The organism is Planctomycetaceae bacterium (assembly GCA_041398785.1).
Lineage (GTDB): Bacteria > Planctomycetota > Planctomycetia > Planctomycetales > Planctomycetaceae > JAWKUA01.
In genome coordinates, this window is the sequence record JAWKUA010000016.1 from 60583 (window position 1) to 84790 (window position 24208).

At 59.3% G+C, this 24208-nt stretch carries 24 protein-coding genes; 20 read left to right on the forward strand and 4 right to left on the reverse strand.

Features of this window, described 5'->3' with window-relative positions:
• Positions 1-106 precede the first annotated feature (106 nt).
• From R3C19_18175 to R3C19_18265, 19 genes are all read left to right on the forward strand, one after another.
• Positions 107-1714, forward strand: a complete 1608-nt coding sequence (locus R3C19_18175; protein MEZ6062272.1) for an arylsulfatase — start codon at positions 107-109, stop codon at positions 1712-1714.
• Positions 1715-1800: 86 nt separating this feature from the next.
• Positions 1801-2493 carry an ABC transporter ATP-binding protein gene (locus R3C19_18180; protein MEZ6062273.1) on the forward strand — a complete coding sequence of 231 codons (693 nt, stop codon included), beginning with the start codon at positions 1801-1803 and terminating at the stop codon, positions 2491-2493.
• Positions 2494-2589: 96 nt separating this feature from the next.
• Entirely contained in the window at positions 2590-2949 is a 360-nt protein-coding gene (locus tag R3C19_18185) for a hypothetical protein (GenBank protein MEZ6062274.1), read from the forward strand.
• Positions 2916-3581, forward strand: coding sequence for a hypothetical protein (locus R3C19_18190; GenBank protein ID MEZ6062275.1), 666 nt, complete (start codon positions 2916-2918; stop codon positions 3579-3581). The genes R3C19_18185 and R3C19_18190 overlap by 34 nt, the downstream gene beginning before the upstream one ends.
• Positions 3578-6229, forward strand: a complete 2652-nt coding sequence (locus R3C19_18195) for an FtsX-like permease family protein (protein ID MEZ6062276.1) — start codon at positions 3578-3580, stop codon at positions 6227-6229. The genes R3C19_18190 and R3C19_18195 overlap by 4 nt, the downstream gene beginning before the upstream one ends.
• Before the next feature lie 191 nt (positions 6230-6420).
• A complete protein-coding gene (locus tag R3C19_18200; protein MEZ6062277.1) occupies positions 6421-7506 on the forward strand; it encodes a hypothetical protein in 1086 nt (361 codons plus the stop codon).
• 345 nt (positions 7507-7851) lie between these two features.
• Positions 7852-8625: a DeoR/GlpR family DNA-binding transcription regulator gene (locus tag R3C19_18205; protein ID MEZ6062278.1), complete on the forward strand. Its 774-nt coding sequence runs from the start codon at positions 7852-7854 to the stop codon at positions 8623-8625.
• A gap of 25 nt (positions 8626-8650) precedes the next feature.
• Positions 8651-9406 (forward strand): phosphate propanoyltransferase, encoded by a 756-nt coding sequence (gene pduL / locus R3C19_18210; protein MEZ6062279.1) that lies wholly within the window; start codon positions 8651-8653, stop codon positions 9404-9406.
• A 155-nt stretch (positions 9407-9561) separates the two neighbouring features.
• Positions 9562-9858 carry a BMC domain-containing protein gene (locus tag R3C19_18215; GenBank protein MEZ6062280.1) on the forward strand — a complete coding sequence of 99 codons (297 nt, stop codon included), beginning with the start codon at positions 9562-9564 and terminating at the stop codon, positions 9856-9858.
• A 55-nt stretch (positions 9859-9913) separates the two neighbouring features.
• Positions 9914-10180: a BMC domain-containing protein gene (locus R3C19_18220; GenBank protein MEZ6062281.1), complete on the forward strand. Its 267-nt coding sequence runs from the start codon at positions 9914-9916 to the stop codon at positions 10178-10180.
• A gap of 10 nt (positions 10181-10190) precedes the next feature.
• The gene (locus R3C19_18225) at positions 10191-11390 is read left to right on the forward strand and encodes an acetate/propionate family kinase (protein ID MEZ6062282.1); all 1200 of its coding nucleotides are present in this window, start codon (positions 10191-10193) and stop codon (positions 11388-11390) included.
• A gap of 24 nt (positions 11391-11414) precedes the next feature.
• A complete protein-coding gene (locus R3C19_18230) occupies positions 11415-11798 on the forward strand; it encodes a EutN/CcmL family microcompartment protein (protein ID MEZ6062283.1) in 384 nt (127 codons plus the stop codon).
• A gap of 51 nt (positions 11799-11849) precedes the next feature.
• Positions 11850-12380, forward strand: coding sequence for a hypothetical protein (locus tag R3C19_18235; GenBank protein MEZ6062284.1), 531 nt, complete (start codon positions 11850-11852; stop codon positions 12378-12380).
• A 121-nt stretch (positions 12381-12501) separates the two neighbouring features.
• Entirely contained in the window at positions 12502-13938 is a 1437-nt protein-coding gene (locus tag R3C19_18240; GenBank protein MEZ6062285.1) for an aldehyde dehydrogenase family protein, read from the forward strand.
• 51 nt (positions 13939-13989) lie between these two features.
• The gene (locus tag R3C19_18245; protein MEZ6062286.1) at positions 13990-14250 is read left to right on the forward strand and encodes a EutN/CcmL family microcompartment protein; all 261 of its coding nucleotides are present in this window, start codon (positions 13990-13992) and stop codon (positions 14248-14250) included.
• Between the two features lie 157 nt (positions 14251-14407).
• Complete coding sequence (locus tag R3C19_18250; GenBank protein ID MEZ6062287.1) at positions 14408-15007, forward strand: hypothetical protein; 600 nt, start codon at positions 14408-14410, stop codon at positions 15005-15007.
• A gap of 5 nt (positions 15008-15012) precedes the next feature.
• On the forward strand, positions 15013-15291 hold the full coding sequence (locus R3C19_18255) for a EutN/CcmL family microcompartment protein (protein ID MEZ6062288.1): 279 nt from the start codon (positions 15013-15015) through the stop codon (positions 15289-15291).
• Between the two features lie 25 nt (positions 15292-15316).
• A complete protein-coding gene (locus R3C19_18260) occupies positions 15317-16201 on the forward strand; it encodes a class II aldolase/adducin family protein (GenBank protein ID MEZ6062289.1) in 885 nt (294 codons plus the stop codon).
• Between the two features lie 185 nt (positions 16202-16386).
• Positions 16387-17316, forward strand: a complete 930-nt coding sequence (locus R3C19_18265; protein MEZ6062290.1) for a lactate/malate dehydrogenase family protein — start codon at positions 16387-16389, stop codon at positions 17314-17316.
• A gap of 112 nt (positions 17317-17428) precedes the next feature.
• Here R3C19_18265 and R3C19_18270 read toward each other — a convergent pair whose 3' ends face one another.
• Positions 17429-17761 carry an iron-sulfur cluster assembly accessory protein gene (locus R3C19_18270; GenBank protein MEZ6062291.1) on the reverse strand — a complete coding sequence of 111 codons (333 nt, stop codon included), beginning with the start codon at positions 17759-17761 and terminating at the stop codon, positions 17429-17431.
• 412 nt (positions 17762-18173) lie between these two features.
• Here R3C19_18270 and R3C19_18275 point away from each other — a divergent pair, with 412 nt between their 5' ends.
• On the forward strand, positions 18174-18581 hold the full coding sequence (locus R3C19_18275) for a thioredoxin domain-containing protein (GenBank protein ID MEZ6062292.1): 408 nt from the start codon (positions 18174-18176) through the stop codon (positions 18579-18581).
• A 126-nt stretch (positions 18582-18707) separates the two neighbouring features.
• Here the strand turns inward: R3C19_18275 and selD are convergent, their stop codons facing one another.
• From selD to selB, 3 genes are read right to left on the reverse strand one after another with little or no spacing between them, the layout of a single operon-like run.
• Positions 18708-20861 carry a selenide, water dikinase SelD gene (gene selD, locus R3C19_18280; protein MEZ6062293.1) on the reverse strand — a complete coding sequence of 718 codons (2154 nt, stop codon included), beginning with the start codon at positions 20859-20861 and terminating at the stop codon, positions 18708-18710.
• 4 nt (positions 20862-20865) lie between these two features.
• Positions 20866-22284 carry an L-seryl-tRNA(Sec) selenium transferase gene (gene selA, locus R3C19_18285; GenBank protein ID MEZ6062294.1) on the reverse strand — a complete coding sequence of 473 codons (1419 nt, stop codon included), beginning with the start codon at positions 22282-22284 and terminating at the stop codon, positions 20866-20868.
• Positions 22271-24208: a selenocysteine-specific translation elongation factor gene (gene selB, locus R3C19_18290; GenBank protein MEZ6062295.1), complete on the reverse strand. Its 1938-nt coding sequence runs from the start codon at positions 24206-24208 to the stop codon at positions 22271-22273. The genes selA and selB overlap by 14 nt, the downstream gene beginning before the upstream one ends.

Here is a 24208-nt window from a genome sequence, read left to right on the forward strand (position 1 = left end):
GACGTTCGGACTTGGTATCGTCGAGGCGTGACCTCCGAACTCGCACGCGCCGCAGCGCGAACCAACGCCGGTGTTGCGTTTCACGTCGCCATTCGAAAGGGATCCCGTGACACTGCGAACTCACCTGACGCTGGCGGTGACGACCGCCGCTGTGACGTTATCGGCGTTTTCCGCAATTGCCCACGCCGATCCGTCAAAGCGCCCGAACGTGCTACTGGTCCTGGCCGACGACCTCGGCTACTCCGACCTCGGCTGCTACGGCGGTGAAATCAGCACGCCGAACCTGGACAGTCTTGCAGCCAGCGGACTGCGGTTCACTCAGTTCTACAACACGGCCCGCTGCTGGCCGACGCGTGCCGTGCTGATGACCGGCTACTATGCTCAGCAGGTCAACCGCGACGCGCTGCCCGGCACGGGTGGCGGCGGCGGCAGCGGAAACCCGCGGCCGGAATGGGCTCGCCTGCTTCCGGAAATGCTCAAGCGCGCGGGATACCGTTCGTACCACTCCGGCAAATGGCATCTCGACGGCATGCCGATCGCCGGCGGATTCGATCGCAGCTATCTGCTTCAGGATCAGGGCCGGTTCTTCAATCCGCAAAGACACTGGAAGGACGACAGGAAACTGCCTGCCGTGGAAATCAGCAGCGGATTCTATGGAACAACGGCAATCGCCGATCACGCCATCGAATGTCTGCAGGGACATGCGTCACAGCACAGCGATCAGCCGTTCTTTCACTATCTGGCGTTCACGGCTCCGCATTTCCCGCTGCAAGCGCTGCCCGAAGACGTCGCGAAGTACAGAGACCGTTATCTTGAAGGCTGGGAAGTTGTTCGCGCAGAACGCTGGCAGCGCCAACAGGAAACAGGACTGCTGGACGGCACGCTGTCCGAAGTCGAACGCGATCTGGGACCGCCGTACGATTTTCCTGAACACCTGAAAATCCTCGGAAGCGGCGAAGTCAATCGCCCGCTGCCGTGGGATTCACTGACGGACGGCCAGAAAAGGTTCCAGGCCACAAAAATGGCGCTGCACGCCGCGATGGTGGACCGGCTCGATCAGGAATTCGGTCGAGTTCTGCAGCAGCTCAAACAAATGGACGCGTTCGACAACACACTGATTTTCTTCCTGTCAGACAACGGAGCCAGCGCGGAAATCATGGTCCGTGATGACGGCCACGACCCGGAAGCCGAGCCGGGTTCGGCACAGACGTATCTGTGTCTCGGCCCTGGATGGTCGACGACCTGCAACACTCCGTTTCGTCGGCACAAGACGTGGGTCCATGAAGGCGGGATTTCCACACCGCTGATCGTACACTGGCCCGCCGGAATCGCCGAAAAAGGCGAACTGCGAACAAATCCCGGACACGTGATCGACATCGTTCCCACAATTCTCGACGTCTGCGGAACGAAGCCAATCGATGAGTGGAACGGCAAACCGGTTCCTGCAGCGCCCGGAATGAGTCTGCAGCCTGCCCTGGCACAGGATGGTTCGGTCGAACACGAATTCCTGTGGTGGCTGCATGAAGGAAACCGAGCCATTCGAGTCGGCGACTGGAAACTGGTCGCCGCGAAGAACGATCCCTGGGAACTCTACAACCTGAGCACCGATCGCGCCGAACAACACGACGTGGCCGCCGAATTCCCCGATCGCGTCGCGGAGCTGGACGCGCTTTGGAACGGCGCCATGAGTGAATTCAAAGCACTCAGGGAATAACGGGGAACCAATCTCAAATCTGGAATCTCGAATCTGAAATCTCAAATCTCCTGCCTCAAACCTCAGGTCTCCAGCGACAATTCCCAATGCCAATTGTTCTTCAGATGCACAATGTCAGCCGCACGTTTGAAACGGCCGGCGGTCGGCTCACAATTCTTTCGGACGTCAATCTGCAGGTCATGTCGAATACCGCCGTGGCAATTCAGGGACCGTCCGGCTGCGGAAAGAGCACTCTGCTGCACCTCGCCGGGACACTCGACCAGCCGACGTCGGGCACCATTCAGATTCTCGGTGAAAACCCGTGGACACTTCGCGGCTCGAAACTGGCGGCATTCCGCAACCAGCACATCGGTTTCATCTTCCAGGAACATCAGCTTCTGCCCCAGTGCAGCGTTCTGGAAAACGTCCTGCTGCCAACCCTGGCCGGCTTCGTCGGCGATCGACAGGCCGCAATGCAGCGAGCGACGTCGCTGCTGGAACGTGTCGGCCTGCAGCATCGAATGACTCACCGCCCGGCCGCACTGTCGGGTGGCGAACGGCAGCGAGTCGCCGTGTGCCGAGCGTTGATCTACCAGCCATCGCTGCTGCTGGCCGATGAGCCGACCGGAAATCTCGACCCGGCAACAGCGGATTCCGTCGGACAGTTACTGCTGGAAGTCGCCACCGAAAACGACGCAGCCCTGTTGTGCGTGACTCACAGCACCGAACTTGCCGAAAAGTTTCCCGACCACATCAGCCTGAACGCCGGCCACGTCGAATATCACGCGGCCGTCGGGTGAAGTCTTGCCGATGGGCCGCGCGCTTTCGACTATTGGTGCGGCGTTGCTACGGTATTTCATCCGCAACCGCCGACAACTCAGCAGCATTCAATCAGCGTGTTCTCGGGAATCGCCGGTACCACGGCCAATATCGCCGATTCCGAACTTGACTTTCACTCCTCATCGCCTGGTTCGCGATTGTTCCCCGACATGCTCCGCTACATCCTCCAAAGCGCCGTTTATTATCGGCGAATCAACTTCGTCGTGATGCTGGCCGTCGCCATTTCGACGGCCGTGATTGGCGGGTCGCTGATCGTTGGTGACAGTGTGCGATACAGCCTGAGGCAGATGACGCTGCAGCGGCTGGGGCGGATCACGCATGTCGCGCAGAGCACCGACTTTCTTTCGGCAGGATCTGGCGGCGGAGGTTCAGAAGCAATCCGGTGCCGGAACTGTGGCCACCCGCGATTCTGCTGACCGGAAGCGTTGAAGCACACGACGACCAGTCCATTCACCGAGCCGGTTCCGTGACGATCACCGGAATCACCAATGACGGCTGGAGCCTGCTGGAAACGTCCGACACTCCGCTTCCGGGCGATCGCGAAGTTGTTCTGGGGTATCGCACGGCGATGGAACTTCACGTGAAATCCGGTGACACCGTTTCGCTGTGGGTCGAACTGCCGTCGTCGATTCCGCGAGACAGCCTGCTGGGCGAACGCGACGAAACGACGCTGGAGATTCAGGCCACCGTCAGCCACGTGCTGAGCGAATCCACCGGCGCGTCGCGGTTCTCGCTGACTCCGGCGCAGCAGCTTCCGTACAACGCGTTTCTGGCTCTGGACACGCTGCAAACGGCAGCATGGGGCTGGAAGAGATCGATGCCGGACGTCGCAGCGCGGTTGCCAAACCGGCTCGCATCAATGCAATGCTGGCGAGTTCCGAAACAACTCCGGACACCGCTGCAGGCATTTCGGCTGCGGCGGGAGCTCTCGCCGATGACAGTGGTCTCGCCGAAGCGATCAAGTCGCAGATCACGCCGGATGACGTCGGCCTGCGCCTGCGGCCGATCACCGATCGCGGCTACATCTCGGCGGAGAGCGATCGCATGATTCTTCCCGATCCGCTCTCCGATGCGGTTCTTGCCGCCGCGGAAGAACTGGGACTCAGCGCCGAACCGACACTGGTGTATCTCGCCAACGAAATCGCCGCGGCGGACCGTGATTCCGGCGACAAACGCTATTCGATGTATTCCATCGTCGCCGGCATTCCGTTTCAGGATCGGCAGGCTTCGGATAGCTACCGTTTGCGTGATGGCAAGCCGGTTCCGCAACTGAGAGACCATGACCTGCTGCTGTCGGCGTGGCTTGCCGCGGATCTTCAGGTGGACGTCGGCGGGACCGTCAAAGCTCGCTGGCATGATGTCGGCAGCCATGGCGAACTGCCGGAGATCGAACGTGACTTCACGGTGCAGGGCATTTTTCCCGACGACGACCCGCAGACCGTCGACGTGAACCTGACCCCGCACGTGCCGGGCATTACCGACGTCGAATCGTTCAGTGACTGGAACCAGCCGTTTGAAATGGAAATGAGCCGCATCACCGAACGAGACGACGCTTACTGGGCCGCTCATCGGGCGACTCCAAAGGCTTTCGTGTCGCTGGCAACGGCGGAAGACCTCTGGAGCAGCCGCTTCGGCCGGTACACGTCCATTCGCATCGCGCCCGTTGGCGGCCTGAGTTCTCTGACGGAAGCTCAGCGGGAAAGTCTCACCAACCGAATCACGAATCAGATTGTGGCAAACATCGATCCGACAGCGCTGGGCCTGTTCTTCCGTCCGGTGCTGGCAGAAGGACTGACGGCGGCCGTCGGAGCCAACGACTTCACGCAGCTTTTCATCGGCTTCAGCTTCTTTCTGATCTTGTCCGCCATCATCCTGGCGGCGCTGATGTTTCGTCTTGGTATTCAGCAGCGAGTATCTCAACTGGGACTGCTGCAGGCCGTCGGCTGGCCGTCCGGACGCGTCCGGTGGTTCTTTCTTGCGGAAGGCCTGGTTGTTGCGGCATCGGGCGCACTTGTGGGGACCTTCGCGGCTGTCGGTTTTGCCAGGCTAATGATCCATGGATTGACGACCTGGTGGGTCGGCGCCATCGGAACACAGTTTCTGCTTCCGGACGTGCGGCCTTCGCGGCTCGCCGTGGCGGCGGGTATCTCGATGCTGCTGGCAGGGTTTGTCATCTGGACAGCCGTCCGTGCTTACCGCCGCGTTCCCGTGCGCGAACTGCTGACCGGGACCGCCGACGAAAACGCATCGCCCGCTGCCGGTGGCCGGTCGGCGTGGCTGCGAGTGATGACGATTTGTCGCTGGGGTGCGGTGCTGCTGGCAATTGGAATTCCGCTGGCCGTCGTGTTCGGCGTCATTCCTCAGGGCGAAGCGTTCGAGGGTCTGACATGGAACGTCGTGTGTTTCTTTGTCGCCGGATTCGCGTGCCTGACCGCCGGTCTGTTCGTGCTGCAGGGACTTCTGCTGCGTCGAGCGTCCGCCGACAATGTGTCCACTGTCGCTCGTGGACTGACCGGACTGGCTCTGGCAAATGCCGCTCGCAGCCGACAGCGCAGCCTGCTGACCACGGCCCTGATCGCCTTCGCGACGTTCGTCATCGTCGCGGTCGGCGCCGGACGGCGGAACCCGTTGTCCGAAACGCCGGACATCCGGTCGGGCAACGGAGGCTTTACGCTGGTCGCCGAATCGTCGCAGCCCATTCTGTTCGACGTGAACACGGACGATGGCCGAACGAAACTTGGTTTCGGGTCGGCGCCAAACAAACCGGCACTGCCCGCCGGGACCAGGGTCTACTCGTTTTCAATGAAACCCGGACAGGACGCAAGCTGCGCGAACCTGTATCAGGCACGCGTCCCGACTCTGCTGGGAGCATCGCGCGAATTCATCAGTCGCGGCGGCTTTCGTTTCGCGAAGACACCCGGCGAGAACCCGTGGGAATTGCTGACAGAATCGCTTCCCGACAACGATGGCCTGCCGGCAATTCCCGTCATCGGCGACATGAACACACTGCAGTTCAGTCTGAAAAAAGCTATCGGTGACGTTGTTCTGGTTCCCGATGAAATCTCGCCGCAGTTCGCTTTGCAGATTGTCGGGATGCTGGACGGCAGCGTGCTGCAGGGAGCCCTGATCCTCAGCACCGAGAACCTTCATCGAGTTGACGCGGACGTTTCCGGCGATCGCTACTTCCTGGTTGAAGTGTCGAAACCGGAAAACGCCGACAAAGCAGCAGCCGCGCTGGAAGGCAGCCTGAATTCCTTCGGCATGGATACCGAACCGGTCGCTCAGCGGCTCGCGGGATTCCTCGCCGTGCAGAATACCTACCTGTCAACGTTTCAGATGCTGGGAGGGCTCGGATTGCTGGTGGGTACGTTCGGTCTGGCAGCCGTCATGATGAGAAACGTGATTGAACGACGCCGCGAAATCGCGCTGCTGCGAGCCGTCGGTTTCACAACGCTGCGAGTTTGCCGCGTTATTCTGATCGAAAACTGGCTGCTGCTGTTCTGGGGAATCGGACTGGGTGCTGCATCCGCACTGCTGGCGATGCTTCCGCACCTGCTCAGCACGGGAGCCGACGTGCCGTGGGAACCGCTGGGAATCACGCTGGCTGCCGTTGCCGCGATCGGCAGCGTCGCATCTGTTTTCGCCATCCGGCGCGCGGCCACCGTGTCCATCCGGGAAAACCTGGCCACCGAATAGAAATTCCGCCGCGATCCGCCGCCGAATTGATGCGACGCCGTCGTGACGCTCACGACACCAACAGCGCCGGCCTCGCGGTTTCACGTTGGAAATTTGCGGCTCAATCCTCGATAGTCAAGGCGTCGACAGTTCGACATCGCGTCCCGCTCCGTCACGTTGTTTGCGGAATTGCCGCCTCCGGAACCTTCGCCATGATTCGCCTGCCATCAGTCGCCGTTCTTTTGGTTTCGCTCTGCATAACGCCGGTGCAAGCTTCGGAGCTGTCCGTAAAAACTGTCGCCGGCAACGGTGCCGATGGTTATTCCGGTGACGGCGGCGCGGCGACGGATGCGGCGATTTCCCAGCCTTTCGGCATCGTCATCGGCCCGGACAAGGCGCTCTACGTTTGCGAAGTCGGATCCCACGTCATTCGCCGCATCGATCCCGACACGAACATCATTACCACGGTTGCCGGTTGCGGAGAAAAGGGCTACTCCGGCAATGGTGGCCCTGCGATTGATGCCCGGCTGAACGAACCCTACGAAGTGCGATTCGACACCGATGGGAACATGTACTTCGTCGAGATGCAGAATCACGTCGTCCGCCGGGTCGACGCGAAAACGAATCAAATGACGCTCGTCGCCGGTACCGGGACACCGGGTTTCAGCGGCGATGGCGGACCGGCCGTCGCCGCGCAGTTGAAACAGCCGCATTCGATCGCCCTGGACCACAGCGGTCACCTATACATTTGCGACATCGGCAATCACCGGATTCGACTCGTTGATCTGGCAACAGGCCGCATCGAGACGTTCAGCGGTACCGGAGAACGACTGCCGACTCCCAACGGAGCCAACGTTGCCGGCACTTCTCTGAACGGTCCGCGAGCACTGGATTTCGATGGAACGGGAAGCCTGGTTCTGGCACTTCGCGAAGGAAACGCGATCTTCCGAATAGACCTGAACACTCGCACGCTGCATCACCTCGCGGGCACCGGCGAAAGCGGTTATCTCGGAGACGGCGGTCCCGCCAGGCAGGCACGCCTGTCCGGCCCCAAAGGGATCAGTGTCGCTCCCAACGGTGACATCGTTTTTGCGGACACAGAAAGCCACACGATCCGGGTGGTTCGTGCCGCGGATGGAACCATTGAAACTCTGGCAGGCGATGGCAGCCAGGGAAATGGCCCCGACGGCGACCCGAAGCACTGCCGCATGGACCGGCCTCACGGGGTCTTCGTCGATTCCGCCGGCAAAATCTACATCGGTGACAGCAACAATCACCGAGTGCGGCTCCTGCACTGACGCGTCGCTGCGCCGAACGGCTTCGGTCACCGACCGCGGAACGCGACGCCCCCGCCAATCGGCTGACAGCTTGTGGAGATCCACGGCTGGCATCGGCCTGCCTTGATTACCGTCAGAACCGGAACAGCCAGTCGTTCCGTGCGCCGGCGAGCCGTCGGACGTGGCCTTTTCGCAACATTCTGCGCGAAACGTGGTAGAGTTTTCGCATCAGAGAATTCACGTTGGTTGCCGACTCTGGGAGACTACCAATCATTATCTGTCTAATTATTTCGCTCATTGCTTGCATCAGAAACCATTTCATTTCATAATCTGTCAACTATGTGACTGAATCTGGGCGACTCTCTGATGCTTGTTGACGAAAGACGATCGAAAATCCTTCAAGTCACGGAAGCATCCGGGTTTGTGTCGTTGCAGCAGCTTGTCGCCGATCTGGGAGCCAGTGAATCCACCGTTCGGCGAGATCTGGAGTATCTCGATGCGATGGGTCAGATCAGCCGCACTCGCGGCGGAGCTGCCTACGCGGGAGAGTCGCTGACGGATTTCGACGTGCGGCGACACCAGGCGTCCACAGAAAAGCGTCGAATCGCCCGCCACACGGCGGAGCTGATTTCGGCGGGGGAGACAGTTCTGCTGGACGGCGGCACGACGACATTGGAGGTAGCCAGAAATCTGGCGGGGAAGTCACTTCAGGTGGTGACAAACTCACTGCCGATTGCATCGCTGCTGATGAATCAGCATGAGATCGAATTGATTTTCATTGGTGGCTATGTCTATCCGAAAACAGGTGTGGCGCTCGGCGCGATGGCTGTGGATGCCCTGAAAAACATCAATGTGTCGCGTCTGGTCATGAGTGCCGGCGGAATCACGGCGGAGGGGCTGTTCAACAGCAATGCCCTGCTTGTGGAAACTGAACGCGAGATGATTCGCGCGGCGCAGCGAGTGACGCTGGTGGCCGACAGCGGCAAGTTCGGTCGCCGGGCGCTGTCACAGTTGTGCCCGCTGGATGCGGTCGACGAAATCGTGACGGATGACGGAATCTCGGACGAGTGGCAAAGGGATCTGCGAGCGAAAGGGATTGCGATGGAAGTTGTGGATCTGATTGCAGGAACAGTGGCGTAGTCGGCGGGGGATTGAGGAGAGCATTGTGGTATCAGCGGCAGCGATTCAGCGAAGTGATGTCGAGCGAATTGTGCGTGACGTACTCGCTCGCCATTCCGGCAGACGGAGCGCCGTCGCCGGAGGAATTCCCGTACTTCGCGGCAGTGGAACAAACGCAGCGGAGATCGCCTCGGCGGCAGACCGCAGTCCGCTCGTCGTGAACATCTCAGCGCGGCATGTTCACCTGACTCAGCAACATGTGGAGATTCTGTTCGGACGCGGGGCAACACTGACACCTCAAAAGGACCTGTACCAGACCGGTTACTACGCTGCGGAGGAGACGGTTGCGGTTGTCGGTCCTCGTCGACGAATGATCCCAAACGTTCGAGTGCTGGGGCCGTGTCGGGGCGATTCGCAGGTGGAACTTGCCTTTACTGACGGCATCTCGATGGGCATCGACCTGCCGGTGCGAATCAGCGGAAATGTCCAGGGAACGCCGGGGTGTATTCTGGTGGGACCAAAGGGAGTCGTGGAATTGCCTCAGGGCGTGATTCGCGCCATGCGTCACGTGCATATGGGGCCGGCGGACCTGCTGTATTACGGCGTTGCCGACCAGGACACACTTCACCTTCGCGTCGAATCGCCGGGCTGCACCACAGTTCTGGAAGATCTGGTCGTGCGTGCGGGAGACAATATCAAGCTGGAGGTCCACCTGGACACAGACGAAGGCAATGCCGTCAATCTGGAGAATGCCACAAAAGTGGAACTTGTGAAGCCGGCGCCGTGCCGCTGTCAGCACTAACGGCGGTGAATCATAAGCAGTGATCCGGAAATCAGCAGCCGGCCATTGCTTACGATTCCCTGTCAATTGTTACCTACCAGGCGGTCACGGAGTGCTGCCCATCAAATTTGCCGACGCGTCGGGGACTCGGCGTCAGAGGCCGGAGAACATTGAAAATGGCAAAAACAATGGAAGCACTGGGATTGATCGAAACGAAGGGCTTCGTCTGTATGCTCGAAGCCGTCGATTCGATGTTGAAGGCAGCCAACGTCGAGATGATTGGCTGGGACAAGGTCGGCAGCGGTCTGGTGACAGCATTTATCGTCGGTGACGTGGCGGCTGTCAAAGCGGCGATCGACGCCGGCGCTCAGGCGGCATCCAAGCTGGGTGAAGTCGTCAGCGTGGAAGTCATTCCCCGCCCCCATGAAGAACTGATCGGGATTCTTCCCAAGCGCCGCACCGCGGCAAAGTAGTCCTGTTCCCGTTCTTCCACGTCCGACAAACCATTTCTATTCAGGAACACCAACGATGTCAGAAGCAATTGGCATGATTGAGACAAAGGGTCTCGTCGCACAGATCCAGGCATCCGATGCGATGCTGAAAGCCGCCAACGTGACCCTTGTCAAACAGGTTCAAATCGGCGGGGCGTACGTAACAACCATTATTCGCGGCGATGTCGGCTCCGTTCGGGCCGCTGTCGACGCGGGAGCATCGGCTGCTTCGCAAACCGGCGAACTCGTCAGTGCTCATCTGATTCCCCGGCCGGACCAGGCACTGCTGGACCAGTTTGTCTAGGGCAGGACAAATGAAGGTTCTTGTCGCAAATCTTGGTTCGACAAGCTTTAAGTACCGGCTGTTCGATCTCTCGGACGAGTCTCAGCTTGCGCGCGGGGGAATCGACAGGATTGGGGAACCGGAAAGTCATTGTGCAGTCGAAATCGGTGACTATAAGACTGAGAGCCGGCAGCACGTGCCTGATCACGCCGTTGCTGTGGCAATCTGTCTGAACCAGCTCACCGATCCGGCTCGCGGATGTCTGAGTTCCGTCAGTGACGTCGCTGGCATCGGCTTCAAGGCCGTGTTTGCGGGAAGACTCAGCGGCGTTCGACTCGTCGATGAGGAACTTCTTGAACGGATGGAAGCGCTGTCCGAGATCGCTCCTGCACACAATCCCCCTTATGTCAGGGCGATGCGGCAATTGCGGCAGGCGTTCCCGGAAATTCCTCTTGTGGCAGCCCTGGAAACCGGGTTTCACGAGACAATACCGTTCGAACATCGTGCATACGCAGTTCCCTACAAATGGTACACGGACTACGAAATCCGCCGATGGGGATTTCATGGAGCCAGTCACCGGTTCATTTCCGGTCGAGTCGCGGAATTGCTCGGTCGGGAGGACTTGAAGGTCATTAGCTGTCACCTTGGCGGCAGCGCGTCCGTTTGTGCGATTCACAGTGGGACGAGTCTTGTAACCTCAATGGGAATGAGCCCGCAGGGAGGATTGCCCAACAACAATCGCGTCGGCGATTTTGATGCCTACGCGATCCCTGTAATCATGAAGGCCACGGGGCTGACTTTTGAGCAGGTGCTGGAGGAAATGAGTTCCAAAGGCGGATTGCTGGGAGTCAGTGGTCTGAGCGGAGACTGCCGCGATCTGGAAGTCGCCGCGGCAGACGGTCATGACCGCGCGGAGATGGCTCTCCGGCTTTTTGAAGCGTCGATCCGTTCGCATGTGGGTTCCTATCTGGCACTACTTGGCGGCACAGACGTGATCGTTTTTACCGGAGGTATTGGAGAAAACAGCGAACGCATCCGGAGCAACGTCTGCCGCAATATGGAATGGGCAGGAATTCGGCTGGATGACAGCAGGAACTCGGCAGTCTGCAGAGGGAAGGAAGCGTGCCTCAGCAGTGATGACAGCCAGGTTCAGGTTTGGGTAGTCCCGACAAACGAAGAACTGGTGGTTGCTCGTCAGACAGCCGCTGCGATCGGCGGCAACAGGACATAAACATGTAAGGTGCTCCGCTGCACGATGCCGCGACGCACGCCATCTTCAACAGATTCCACCGCTTCCCGGCAACGGCAACCAAAGGCTCAGGTCATGTTTCTGGCACGGATTACAGGCAGTGTCGTTTCGACTCAAAAGGTCGGTGAGCTGGTTGGTCAGAAACTGCTGATCGTTGAACCACTGCGTGTCAACGAAAAGGACCAAAGCGATCTTCAGCCTACGGGTCGATCGTTTGTGTGTGTGGATACCGTCGGGGCCGGACATGGAGAAGTCGTGTTGTGTGTCCAGGGCAGCAGTGCCCGCTTTACGCCGACAACGAAGACCCTGCCCATCGATGCGGCAATCGTGGGCATCATCGATTCCGTGCGGGTTCATGAAAAGACAATCTTTGACAGCCGCTCCGCGTAGGACCTGACTACCTCCCTCGGAACTCAGGCCCGGACGGGAACATGTTCCACAATGACGAACCCCTATTCAGCACCGGAAACCACAAACGAACCACACTACGATCCGGAAGTTCAATTTGAAGTTCGCAGCCTGAAACTTATCACCATTGGCCTTGCCATCGGGCCAATGGTTTTCCTGGGTATCGCACTGGTGCTGTCACAGGGAGCAATTGACGGGAAACCTGACATCGTCGCGTGGCTGGCACTCGGATTTGCCGGTCTTCAGTTTCTGATGCACATACTGGTTCCGCCACTCGTGGCACACGCGGCAATTCGAAGGATTGATTCCCGGAGGTTTGGTGACTCAGATGTAGCAGCGAAGGCAGGGTTATTGTTACCGATATTTCGACAACGACATATCATCGCCATGGCGATGCTTGAGGCTGCGGCCTTCTTCAATCTGGTGGCCTACATCATCTCGCGATTTGGAGGAAATCTGGCGGTTGCGGCAGTGTTGATCCTGCTGATTGCGGTTCGCCTTCCTTCAGCGGCGAATGTGCACTCGTGGATCCATGAACGACTTCAGGAAATTGAGATGAGCTAGCGGTATTCAGGAACGCGAGGCAGTTTCTGTGGATAGAGACTGGCCCGGAAATTCAACGCAAGGTTCGGACGCCGATTTCGCGAAACCCAGGGAGGGCATTTTTCTTACAAGGCTAATGGCAATGCAGGCATCAGAAGCAGCAGTTCGACAGATCGTCCAGGAGGTTCTCAGTCAATTGTCTGACCGGACCGAATCGCGGAACGGAACGTCGGCACTCTCTCGATCGAATGATAACCACTGGGGCGTGTTCAACGATGTCGATGCGGCAGTGACGGCGGCTCAGGAAGGATTCGAGCAGCTCAGCCAGGCATCAATGGAGCAGCGGAAGCGGGCCATACAGATCGTCAAGGACATCTGTGATGAACAGGCCGAGGAACTCGGCCGTATGGAACTGGCCGAGACAAGAATCGGACGTCTGGATCATAAGATTGCAAAACTGCGCGCTATCAGGGTTGTGCCGGGAGTTGAGGCACTGCGAACAGATGCAGTGAGCGGCGATCTGGGCCTGACGGTCACGGAATATGCTCCGTTTGGCGTCATCGGAGCGATCACGCCAGTCACTCACTCGCTGCCAACGCTGGCGGGCAACTTTGTCAACATGGTGGCGGCCGGGAACTCGCTGGTCATTAACCCGCATCCCAGTGGAGCAAAGATAGCCGCGGAAGGCGTGCGCCGCTTCAACAGGGCCATCTACCAGGCGACGGGGCTTCGAAATCTGGCAACGATTATCGGCAGTCCCACAATTGAGTCTGCTCAGGCAATCTTTGACCATCGCGGTGTCCGGCTGTTGGTCGTGACAGGTGGCCCTGCCGTTGCGCGGGCCGCCCTGCGAAGTCCCAAGCGGGCCATCGTTGCCGGTCCGGGTAATCCTCCCGTCGTCGTGGATGGAACCGCCGATCCCGACAGCGCTGCGCGATCGATCGTTGCGGGGGCGGCGTTTGACAACAACCTATTGTGCATTGGCGAAAAAGAAGTGTTTGCGGTCAGGGACATCTTCGACTCGCTGATGGAGGCTGTCGGCAATAACGGCGGCTATCGGCTGAATGCTCAGCAGGTCCGGCAGTTCACCGAGAAGGCGTTTGCGCCTCCGAGTGATCCAGGCGGTCACCATGTCCTGAATCGCGACTACATTGGCAGGGATCCGTCGTGGCTGGCCGCTCAGATCGGGATTGACGTTCCTGCAAACACGCAGATCCTTTATGGCGAGACGGACGAGCACAATCCGTTTGTCAGCGAGGAACAGATGATGCCCTTTGTGCCGTTTGTGCGATGTAACTGTGCTGACCATGCCATTGCTCTTGCGAAGAAATATGAGCATGGCTTCGGACATACGGCCATCATTCATTCCAAAGACGTGAAGACCATCACGAAGATGGGACGAATCATGAACACGACACTGTTCGTTAAGAATGGACCGAGCATGGCTGGGCTGGGACTTGGCGGGGAGGGCTTCCTGTCCTTCAGTGTCGCGACACCAACCGGCGAAGGAGTGACCAGCCCCATGACATTCACGCGTCAGCGCCGTTGTGCAATGGTGGAAGATCTGAGAATCATCTGACGTCGGCGGGAGCTACCATGCTCCCGTGCCGCTGGAAATGTGAGACACGAAGTGGAAACCGCGAGAGTCCTTGGCAATGCAACGGCAACCGTCAGGCATCCGTCACTCGACGGATGGCGACTGATCGTGCTGCAGCCGCTGGATATCAATAATCAGGCGGACGGCTTTCCCATCCTTGCGATAGACGAACTCGGCGTGGCCCGGAATAGTCTGGTGTTCTTCACAAGTGATGGCAGCAGTATCAGAGAAATGGTTGGCAGGAACGACTGTCCGGTGCGATTCGCTGTTCAGGGAATCATCGATAATTCATAGCACCGGTTTCAGGCCGGAAGACGAGCGATCACACGCAGAAATGAACGTCACAGGTGAACAACTCGAAAGCATCACTCAAAGCGTCCTGACGGCACTTCGGGCCCGTGGTGTGACGCCAGGTGGCCGTTGTTCCTGCGGTTCGGCAGGAACATCAGCAATGGACCACGCAAAGAGTTACGACAAACCCGCCGGCGCCATCGCCGCGCTGACGGACCGTGTCATTACAGAAGCGGTATTGGAACACGCCGGCATTGTCGGGCGACAGGTATTGCTGGGCAGAAAGGCCGTCATCACGCCGTCGGGGTACGACTATTTGCGCCGCAATCGCGTTGTTGTCACCAGAGCAGGGAGTCCGGTTCGGAACGACCTTCCAGGCGTGGTGATTTCCATCAACTGCGATGCTCTTGCCGATTCAGCCGCAAAAGTGGTGAGCTGGTCGCGCGTTTCGGTCGCGTCGGAAGTCGAGGCAGCCGCCAGGGCGATTCCAATGGCAGCGACGACGCGCGTCGCCTGTTGTGGCGGTGAACCCGGAATTGTCGCCTGCCTGGTCAACCGGCATCGGGGGATGCGAGCGGCTGTCGTAAATTCGAACTGCAGTATGGATGCTATTTGGCGGCAGATGAATCCCAACGTTGTCTGCTTCTCCCCAGAGCATTGGAGCCTGGCGGCCGTGTGGCAGTTGCTGCGGCAGTTCACCGCCTGCAGTCCAGAAGTCCCGGCGAGCTGGAAGGAAGTCCCGGAAGGAGTACGAACGTGAGAATCATGGAGTGTATCGGAACAGTGACTCTGTCACGGTGTCACGCATCGCTGAACGGCGCGACATGGAAACTGGCGGTTCCGCTGATGCATGGCGGACTGTGCGGCAGTGAATCCGGACGCACGGAGCCAGTCGTGGTATTTGACGAACTGGGAGCCGGCATCGGCAGTCTGATGGCTGTCAGCGAAAGCGCCGAAGCGGCTGCGGCATTCTACCCGGACACAATGCCCATCGACGCTTACGACGCGGCAATCATTGACAACCTGAATATCGACCGGAATTGAACCACAACACTGAAAGAACAGATTCATGCCAAATCAATGGAACAGCGGAATTCACGATCGAGCGTTGAAGGAAGAAATCTGCGAGATCGGTCGGCGCGTTTACAACAAGGGCTTCGCAGCAGCCAACGACGGAAATATCAGTATTCGCGTTGGAGACAACGAGGTCCTGTGTTCGCCGACAATGATCTGCAAGGGCTTTATGAAGCCCGAAGACATCTGCGCGGTGGATATGACGGGGAAGCAGATCGCAGGAAAACGCAAGCGGACAAGTGAGGTTCTGCTGCATCTGGAAATCATGCGCCACCGGCCGGACGTAAAGGCGGTTGTGCATTGTCATCCCCCGCATGCCACGGCCTTTGCGGTCGCCGGGGAACCCATTCCGCAGTGTATCCTGCCGGAAGTGGAAGTGTTTATGGGCGAAGTTCCGATCGCTCCTTATGAAACTCCCGGTGACCAGCGCTTCGCCGAGACTGTGACGCCGTTTTTGAAGGCGACCAACACCATCATCCTGAAGAACCACGGCACCGTGAGTTTCGGAAAGGATCTGACGGAAGCCTATTGGAAGACGGAAATCCTGGACGCTTATTGCCGGATTCTGCTGCTGTCGAAGCAACTGGGGCCGGTTCAGTATCTGAATGAGCAGAAGAACCGGGAACTGCTGGATCTGAAGAAGAAGCTGGGCTTTGACGATCCGCGTTTCCACAACGAAAACTGCGACCTGTGCGGAAACAGTGCGTTTCGGGAAGGGTATAGGGAGCAGATTCCCGTGCAGCGGGCGTTTCCGAAGGCACCGGACTACCCCGGTTACCTGCAGGAGCCGTGCGGCGCAACCTGCGAAACATCACCGGCCGCAGACGAGGATCTGGTTCAGATGATCACAAATCAGGTGCTGGCAGCGCTCGGAAAATAGCAGTGCCCGCGATCACCGTGACTGTCAAGCAGACGACTCACAGCCTGCGTTCGCCAACGGCGGTTATCTATCGTCTGAATACACCGATCGATGGAGCATGAGGCCCCGCAGCGGCGGACACAAATTCTTCAACAGACGCAGCAACGCGGCACTTTCGTGCCGGGAATGGAAAGTGAAGGCAACAGATGAAAGTCAGTATTATCGGCGGCGGAGGATTGGTCGGTTCGTGTGCCGGGTTTGCTCTGCAGATGGGGAGGATCGTCAGGGAAATCGCCCTGGTCGATGTGAATCTTGAACTCTGCGAAGGTCAGGCTCTGGATCTGCTGCACGGTTCGTCACTTGTCGCTCCCCAGAGAATCACGGCGGGCGGGACGGAGCAGGTTGTTGACAGCGATGTCGTCGTGATCACGGCAGGGCTGCGCCGAAAGCCGGATGAAAGCCGGCTGGACCTGATCAACAGAAACGTGGCGCTGTTCCGGAACATTTTGGCCGACATCAGGGTTCACGGGATTCGGAAGGACGCGATCGTTCTTGTCGTGTCCAATCCTGTCGATGTTCTGACATACCTTGCCGTGAAGGATCTTTCTCTTCCGGCGGGGCAGGTCATCGGTCTGGGTACCGTGCTGGACACGACACGACTGCGAAGCATGCTGGCTCAGCGAATTAACGTCGCATCAACACAGGTCGACGTGACGATATTCGGTGAACACGGCGACAGCATGGTACCGGTCTGGTCGGCGGCTCAGGTTGCCAACCTGCCACTGGAGAAGTTTCCCGGAGTCACCCCGGCGCTGATTGCCGAAGTGGAAAAGAAGACTCGCGGCAGCGGTGCGGAAGTCATCAAGAAGAAGGGGGGAGCGGGCTTTGCCGTCGGTGTTTCGATTGCCGATGTTGTTCACAGCATCGCTCTGGATGACGACCGCATCCTGCCGATCAGCAGTCTTCAGAACGGAGCGTACGGGCTTAACGACGTGTGCCTGTCGGTTCCAACCGTCGTGGGTCGGTCGGGCGTAAAGAGCCACATTGAGATCGACTTGTGGTCGAAGGAAAAAACCGCTCTGGCCAGGAGCGGCAGTGTTCTTCGCGAGACAATCGACAAAGTGTTGAAGGGATAGCGGATATCGCAGCGTGCCGCTGCATTGCCCTGATGCTGCGAAAAGAGAAACGGCTGCCGAGCACGAAGCGCTCAGCAGCCGTTTTGTCGTAAGCGGGACTTTTTGGTGCCGGCTATGCCGAAAAGCTGCTGCCGCATCCGCAGCTTTTTACGGCGTTCGGGTTGTTAAACGTGAAGCCGCGTTTTTCGAGGCCGGTGTAGAAGTCGATCGTCGTGCCGTCCAGAAACAGATCGCTTTTCTTATCGACGACGACACCCACACCATGGTGTTCGGAGATCAGGTCGGTCGTTTCGTCATAGGAATTCGTGAAGTCGAATGCATATTGGAATCCACTGCAGCCGCCGCCGACCACGCCAACGCGAACGTATTTCAGTTCCGGGCGGTTCTGTTCCTGCATCACGCGCTTGATTTCGCTGGCGGCATTTTCCGTAAGAGTAACGCTCATCGAAGGATTCTCCTGTGAGTCTTATGAAGACGTTGCGTCGGCAAACGGCCGAACGGTGAGAACATAGCCCCGGCCGCCGTCGCGACAGGGTGATTTCAGTCAGGCGAACAGTATAGGCTCAACCGGATTTCTTTCCAAACCGCGTTTTCGCGTTTCCCGCTGAGGAATGATGTGAACGTCGTCGACGACCACGAATTCGCGACCGGCAAGTGACGATGGCATTTCTCGTAAGGCGGGCAATCTCAGGAACGTCATTCTGATACACTTTCGCGGGCGAACGTCTGTTGTCTGCGGACTTGTCCTGATTTTCGTTCAGACTTTCGACAAAGGCGGCATGATGCACGGATTGTTTCGGTCCACGGCAACGGTGATTCGTCCGATACCTGCTGTTGTCTTGCTGTTGGCTGCGTCGATGTCGTTGGTCGGCTGCGAAGTTTCGGCGCCGCTGGTAGAAGCGGACGCCGCGCCTGATGCGGTCGTTGAGCAGATCGCGGTTGCCTCTGACGGAAGCGTCCAGCACAGGCAGATTCGCCTTTCAGAAGCCCTGGCGGACCCTGACCGCATTGTTCTGGTTGACTTCCGTGCCGACTGGTGCGGGCCTTGTCGACAGCTAGACCCGGAACTGCAATCTATTGCCGTTGAGTTTCCGGATCAGGTACTGGTCGTCACGGTCGACGTGGATTTGCACATTGGTCTGGCGCAGTATTTCCAGGTGAGCACCATTCCGGACGTGCGTTACTTCAGGAGCGGAAAGGCGGTCGGTGGAATGCTTGGATTTCGTGATGCTGCCGGAATCGTTTCTCGGCTGAATCTGAAGTAGCGCCGGCTAATCGACCTGGAAAGTACGTTCCATGTCGTGCGGTCCGGAACGCTGACGGAACTGTCTGATGACGCGATCATTGCCGCGTAGCCGGTCGCGGCAGCGGGCGATCGCGACGGCCGAGTTTCACCGGATGGCGATCAGTGCTGTGGCGGCATCCGATCCCCGCACTTCGCCGATGCGGACACAGTCCTCGAAACCAGCGGTCACCATGGCAGACTGAAAGTCGGCCGCGTTCTGCTGCGGCACACCGAGCAGCAGGCCTCCGCACGTCTGCGGGTCGAACAGGACGGCGTAGCGAGGATCCGCCCGCACAGTGTCAGTTACAGCGATCTGCGATTCGCGAACTCGATTGCCGGGAGCCAGACTGCTTTCGATTCCCTGCGACACGAGTTCCGCGACGCCGTCAAGCAAAGGAAGTGCGGTCAGCCATAAGTCTGCCGCCAGGCGGCTTGCGTGAAGCATCTCCAGCAGGTGACCGGCGAGTCCGAAGCCCGTCACATCCGTGGCCGCAGCGACCCCGGAACGGACGGCTGCAGCGGCAAGAGCGTGCTGAGGCTGCAGCATCGTCCTTATCACCGATTCGTAATGTGCAGCGGAACATCGGCTTCGCATGTGCGCGGCCAGCAGGATTCCGATGCCCAGAGATTTCGTCAGCCACAACTGATCACCGGCGCGAAGGGCGTTTTTTCGCAGCGGAGTCGTGCCGATTGTTCGACCGAAAACCGTAAACCCGGCTTCGAAGCGAGGACCGACGATCGTGTGACCGCCAACGACCTCCGCGCGCATTGCGCTGAATTCCCTTCGAGCGCCGCTGAGAAAATCGCGGAGGACGCGCTGCTGATCGCGACTGCTGCCTTCCGGTACAACGACGTTTGCCAGAGCGTGCGTCACCGCGGCTCCGGATGCGACCAGGTCACTGGCTGCGTGCAGAGCGGCCACTCGTCCGAACAGCCAGGGATCGTCGAACGGGCTGGAAAAGAAGTCCGTTGATGCCAGAAGCTGTCCGGAATCGTCGCCTCCGATTTCAGCGGCATCGTCCGGACTCACGGTATTCGCAAGTGCCCTGTCGAGCGCATCGGCTTCCAGCTTGCAACCACAGCCACGGCACTGCATTGGTAAGCCGTCATGCAGCATCGAACCTTTCGGCCGGTACATTTCCATGAATCGTGTGTCGATGGAATCCTTCAGCTTCCACACCCAGCCACCGGAAAACGACAGGCCTTTCCATTGTCCGATGGCGGTGCCGTCGCCGAGGTTGATGAGCTTCAGAAATGATCGCTGCGGAACGTACGACGTCAGCGGCCGATTGCTGAGCGCACGCTGCAGATTTTCCCAAAGAACGGGTCCCTGCCGGACGGCGTAGACTCCGGCCTTCGGCAGCTCCGCTCCCTGAATGGTGCCGGAATCGCCGACCGCGAACACGGAAGGCGTGTCCAGGCATTGAAGGGAGGCGTCTGTCAGAAGGAATCCCTGCTGAGACGTCGGCAGATCCAGACACCGCAGTATCGGCGGCGCGGCCGCACCCGTCGCCCAGATCACAACATCGGCGTCGCGAGTCGTTCCGTCGTCGAGCACAACGTGGCCAGGTTCGACTGCGGTCACCGTCCGGCCGCACGTGACTTCAATTCCCCGATGCTGCAGATGCTGTTCGGTCCGCCGTCGCGTGCCCTGCGTGACGCCTGGCATGATCGAGTCGCTGCGCGTCACCATGATCAGCTTTAGCGGCCGCTGCGTCAGTGTTCGAATGAACGCCGGTGCGCAGAACGCGATCTCCACACCGGCGACACCGCTGCCGACAACAGTCAGCCGCAGTGGTTCACCGGCATCGGCGCCGGGAAGTGAGGCGATGCAGGCCGCAAGCCGGTTCTGGAAGGTCTGCATCGGTTTGATCGCCACCATCGAACTTCCGCGGACCGCGACTCCGTCGGTCGTCGGCACGGAACCGATTCCAACAGACAACACGTCGAAGGGAATGGCCGGTCGGTCGTTGAACAGAATTTCCCGCCGAGAATGATCGATGCCCGTGACCTGTCCGAGGATCAGCCGAGCGTTCACCGACCGGCACAACCTCACAACATCAATCTCCATTTCATGCCGGGGTCTCTGACGGGCCAGCACCGCAGGCAGCATTCCGGAATATGTCGCGACGCCGAATTCTGAAATGCACGTCAGGTCGGCGTCCGGAACGGGATTCATGCCCCACATGCGTACGACGTGAGCGTTTGTGTGTCCGACTCCCAGCAGTACCACATGCCGGCTGCTCAGGCGTTCCTGCATCCGACTACGCTCCACCCGAGACGCAACCGGCAAGCGCGGCTCGCAGGCGTTCGGTCAGAGCCGGAAACTCGGCGTCCGCGACGGTTCGCAGGTCCAGCAGCAGGGCATCTTCAGAGATTCTCGGCAGAATTGCGGGGCGTCCCGTTCGAAGCCGCTTCGCGATCGCGTCCGGATCGAACGTTGTCCCATCGGCTGATCCTCTGACTCTGATGGCGCAACTGGAAATCGTGAAACCGGGGACGGAGCCGCCGCCGATTTCGGCATCGCATTCGACGACGTCGACGAACAGCGCCGCGTGCGTCGATTTCAGAGCCGCAACAATTGCTTCGCACTCCGCACGAATCGCGGACAAATCTTTCGACAGCATCTTCAATAGCGGCAGTTCGCCAAACGCGTTTCCGGAGAGATGAACTTCCGTTGTGGCTTCCAGCGCCGCCAGCGTCAGCTTGTCGACCCGGATGGCTCGCATCAGCGGACTGGACCGCAGCCGATCAATCCATTTCTGTCGACCGACAATGATTCCGCACTGAGGCCCGCCGAACAACTTATCACCGCTGAAGAGCGTCACATTGGCCCCGGCTCGAACACTTGCGGACACTGTCGGTTCCTGCAGGCCGAATGCGGTGAGGTCATGTATGCAGCCGCTGCCAACATCGTCGATTACGGGCAAGTCCGCCGGTCGCTGCATCGCGGCCAGTTCTTGAATGGACGGTTCTGTCACAAAGCCTGTCTGACGAAAGTTGCTGCGATGCACGCGGATGACAGCGCCCGTGTTTTCGCTGATGGCACGTTCGTAGTCGTGCAGGTAAGTACGGTTGGTGGTACCGATTTCCTTCAGCGTGACTCCGGCCGCCGCGAAGACTTCCGGCAGGCGAAATCCTCCGCCGATTTCGACAAGCTGGCCTCGCGAAATCACGACTTCGCGACCGGCCGCCGTTCCGTGCAGAACCAGCATCGTGGCGGCCGCACAGTTGTTAACGACCAGAGCGTCGTCGGAGCCGGCCAGAGTCGCGAGCAGCTTCATCGCCCGTTCGCCGCGACGGCAGCGACGACCGGTCTGCAGGTTCAGTTCCACGCTGGCGTACGCGGCCGCGTCGTTCATCCGGGCGATCGCGCGATCCGCCAGCGGTGCTCGACCGAGATTCGTGTGCAGCAGGATACCGGTGGCGTTGATGACGTGTCGCTGCAACTGTCCGTCGTCGCATTCCGCCTGCAGCCGAACTTCCCGCAACACGAACTGTCGCGTCGCGTCGTCATCGAGTTCCGCGCCGTTCAGCAGATTCTGTCGACACGCTTCAACAGCGGCACGCACCCATTCCGAAAGCAGAGGATGGGCGAATCGATCGCGCAGGTCGGCGAGTTCCCCGCACTTCAGGATTCCGTCGACCGACGGAAGCTTCCGCAGTCGGTCAGCGCTGTTCAACGGATTGCTCCGGCACAAATTCCATCAGCTGTGGTCCGGCCATTCGGACATCTCCTGATCGCTGTGTCACGCCGATGCGATCGCAGTATTCCAGAAACGGAATGGCGTGTTTGCGAGTCACCTGCCAGCAGTCCCGGATGTCGGCGACGGAGCGTTCCGGCTGCTCATCAAACAACAGCTTGAGTTCGCCGCACAGTTCTCGAAACGTATCCGCAGAGATCATGAAACCGCCGCCGACATCAATCACGATTCTCTGTTCTACGGCGAAGCGGATCAGTGACGCAACGGCGTCGGTGGAAATTTCCAGTTTGTTCGCGATTTCCTTTGTCGTCGGTGACGCCCGGTTGCCGCGAAACATCTCAACAATCTGGTCCAGCCGCGAACGCTGACGTTTGGAAAGAGCATTCTCCCCCGTTGACAGTGCCAGCAGGCTTCCCAGACGAACCACCAGATTCTCGTCCTGCAGAGAACGCAGTGCCCACTGCACAATTCCGGCCGAACCCAGCGGCCGAAGTTGCTGAATCAGCGACGCTTCCACACACCAGGCATTCGGCGAATCCTCCGCCTGTTGAGCCAGCAGCGCCAGCGCCCGACTGCGAACCCGGTCGGCGGCGGCGCGCGAAACCAGTCGACCTTCGACGGGCATGAGCACGGACTTCAGCGCGACAGTCTGCTCGACAATTTCGTCGCAGGAACGACTGGGAATCCCAAGCTGCAGCTCGAACCGGATCGGATCGACATCGACTTCACCATCGAGTTGCACCAGCGCCGCCAGACGAATCGCCGGATCGGCGTCACCAAGCGGCAGCGCGTCGTCAAGCATTCGGCGCTTTTGCCGAATGCCGCTGTCAAGAACTGCCAGCACACGACCTCCGCCAAAGGAACCGATCGGGTACGGCAGTCGCAGCAGAACTTTCTGGCCAAACGTCGCAACGACGGGGTACTGCGTTTCGACGAAGGCGATCACTTGTTGCCCGGCTTCCAGTCGCTTGATGCCGCTGATCCTTGCCGAATCCGCGGTCGTGGCGGTATGCAGTTGAACCGTCGCCGGGCATCGCAACGAAGGCGCGTCGGCGAACGTCCGGATTTCCACGATCAGATTTCGCGACACGGGAAACAGTCCGGGTGCGACCAGTTCGTCGCCGCGTTTCACCAGGTGCGTGTCCACGCCGGTGACGTTCATGGCGGTGCGACGTCCGACGACGGATTTTGTGACGCTTTCTCCGTGAACTTCCAGCTCCCGCACGCGGACATTCGCCGGAGCCTGGGCTGCTGCGCCGGCCGGTCGCCATTCCAGCGTGTCTCCGATGCCGACCGTGCCGCTCCAGATTGTACCGGCCACCACGCAGCCTCGGCCGGGAACACTGAAAACGCGGTCAATGGGCATCCGAAAGAAACCATCGGCGCTGCGAAGCGACGTGCGAGCCGCCTGACGAAGAGCGTTCCGCAGTTCGTCCAGCCCTTCACCCGTCACCGACGACAGCGGAACAATCGGAAAATCGCTGAACCCGAAGTCGGCCAGAAACACTTCCAGCTCTTCCGTCAGTTCGTGCAGAGCGTCTTCGGTCGACAGATCAATTCGCGAGATGGCCACGATGAGTTTCGGCACGCCGAGCATTTGCAGGATCGACGCGTGTTCCAGAGTCTGCTGCTGAATGCCCTGATCGCACGCGACAACCAGCAGGCCCACATCCACGGCGGAGACTCCCGCCAGCAGGTTGCCGATGTACTTCTGATGTCCGGGAGCATCGATGAAAGCAAATTCCCGGTCGCCGTCGCGGACCGCGGCGAAACCCAGATCAATCGTGATGCCGCGGCGTTTTTCTTCAGGGTGAGTATCGGTGTCGGTCCCGGTCAGCGCGCGCACCAGCGACGTCTTGCCGTGATCTATGTGCCCAATGACGCCGACGATCGTGTAACTCAT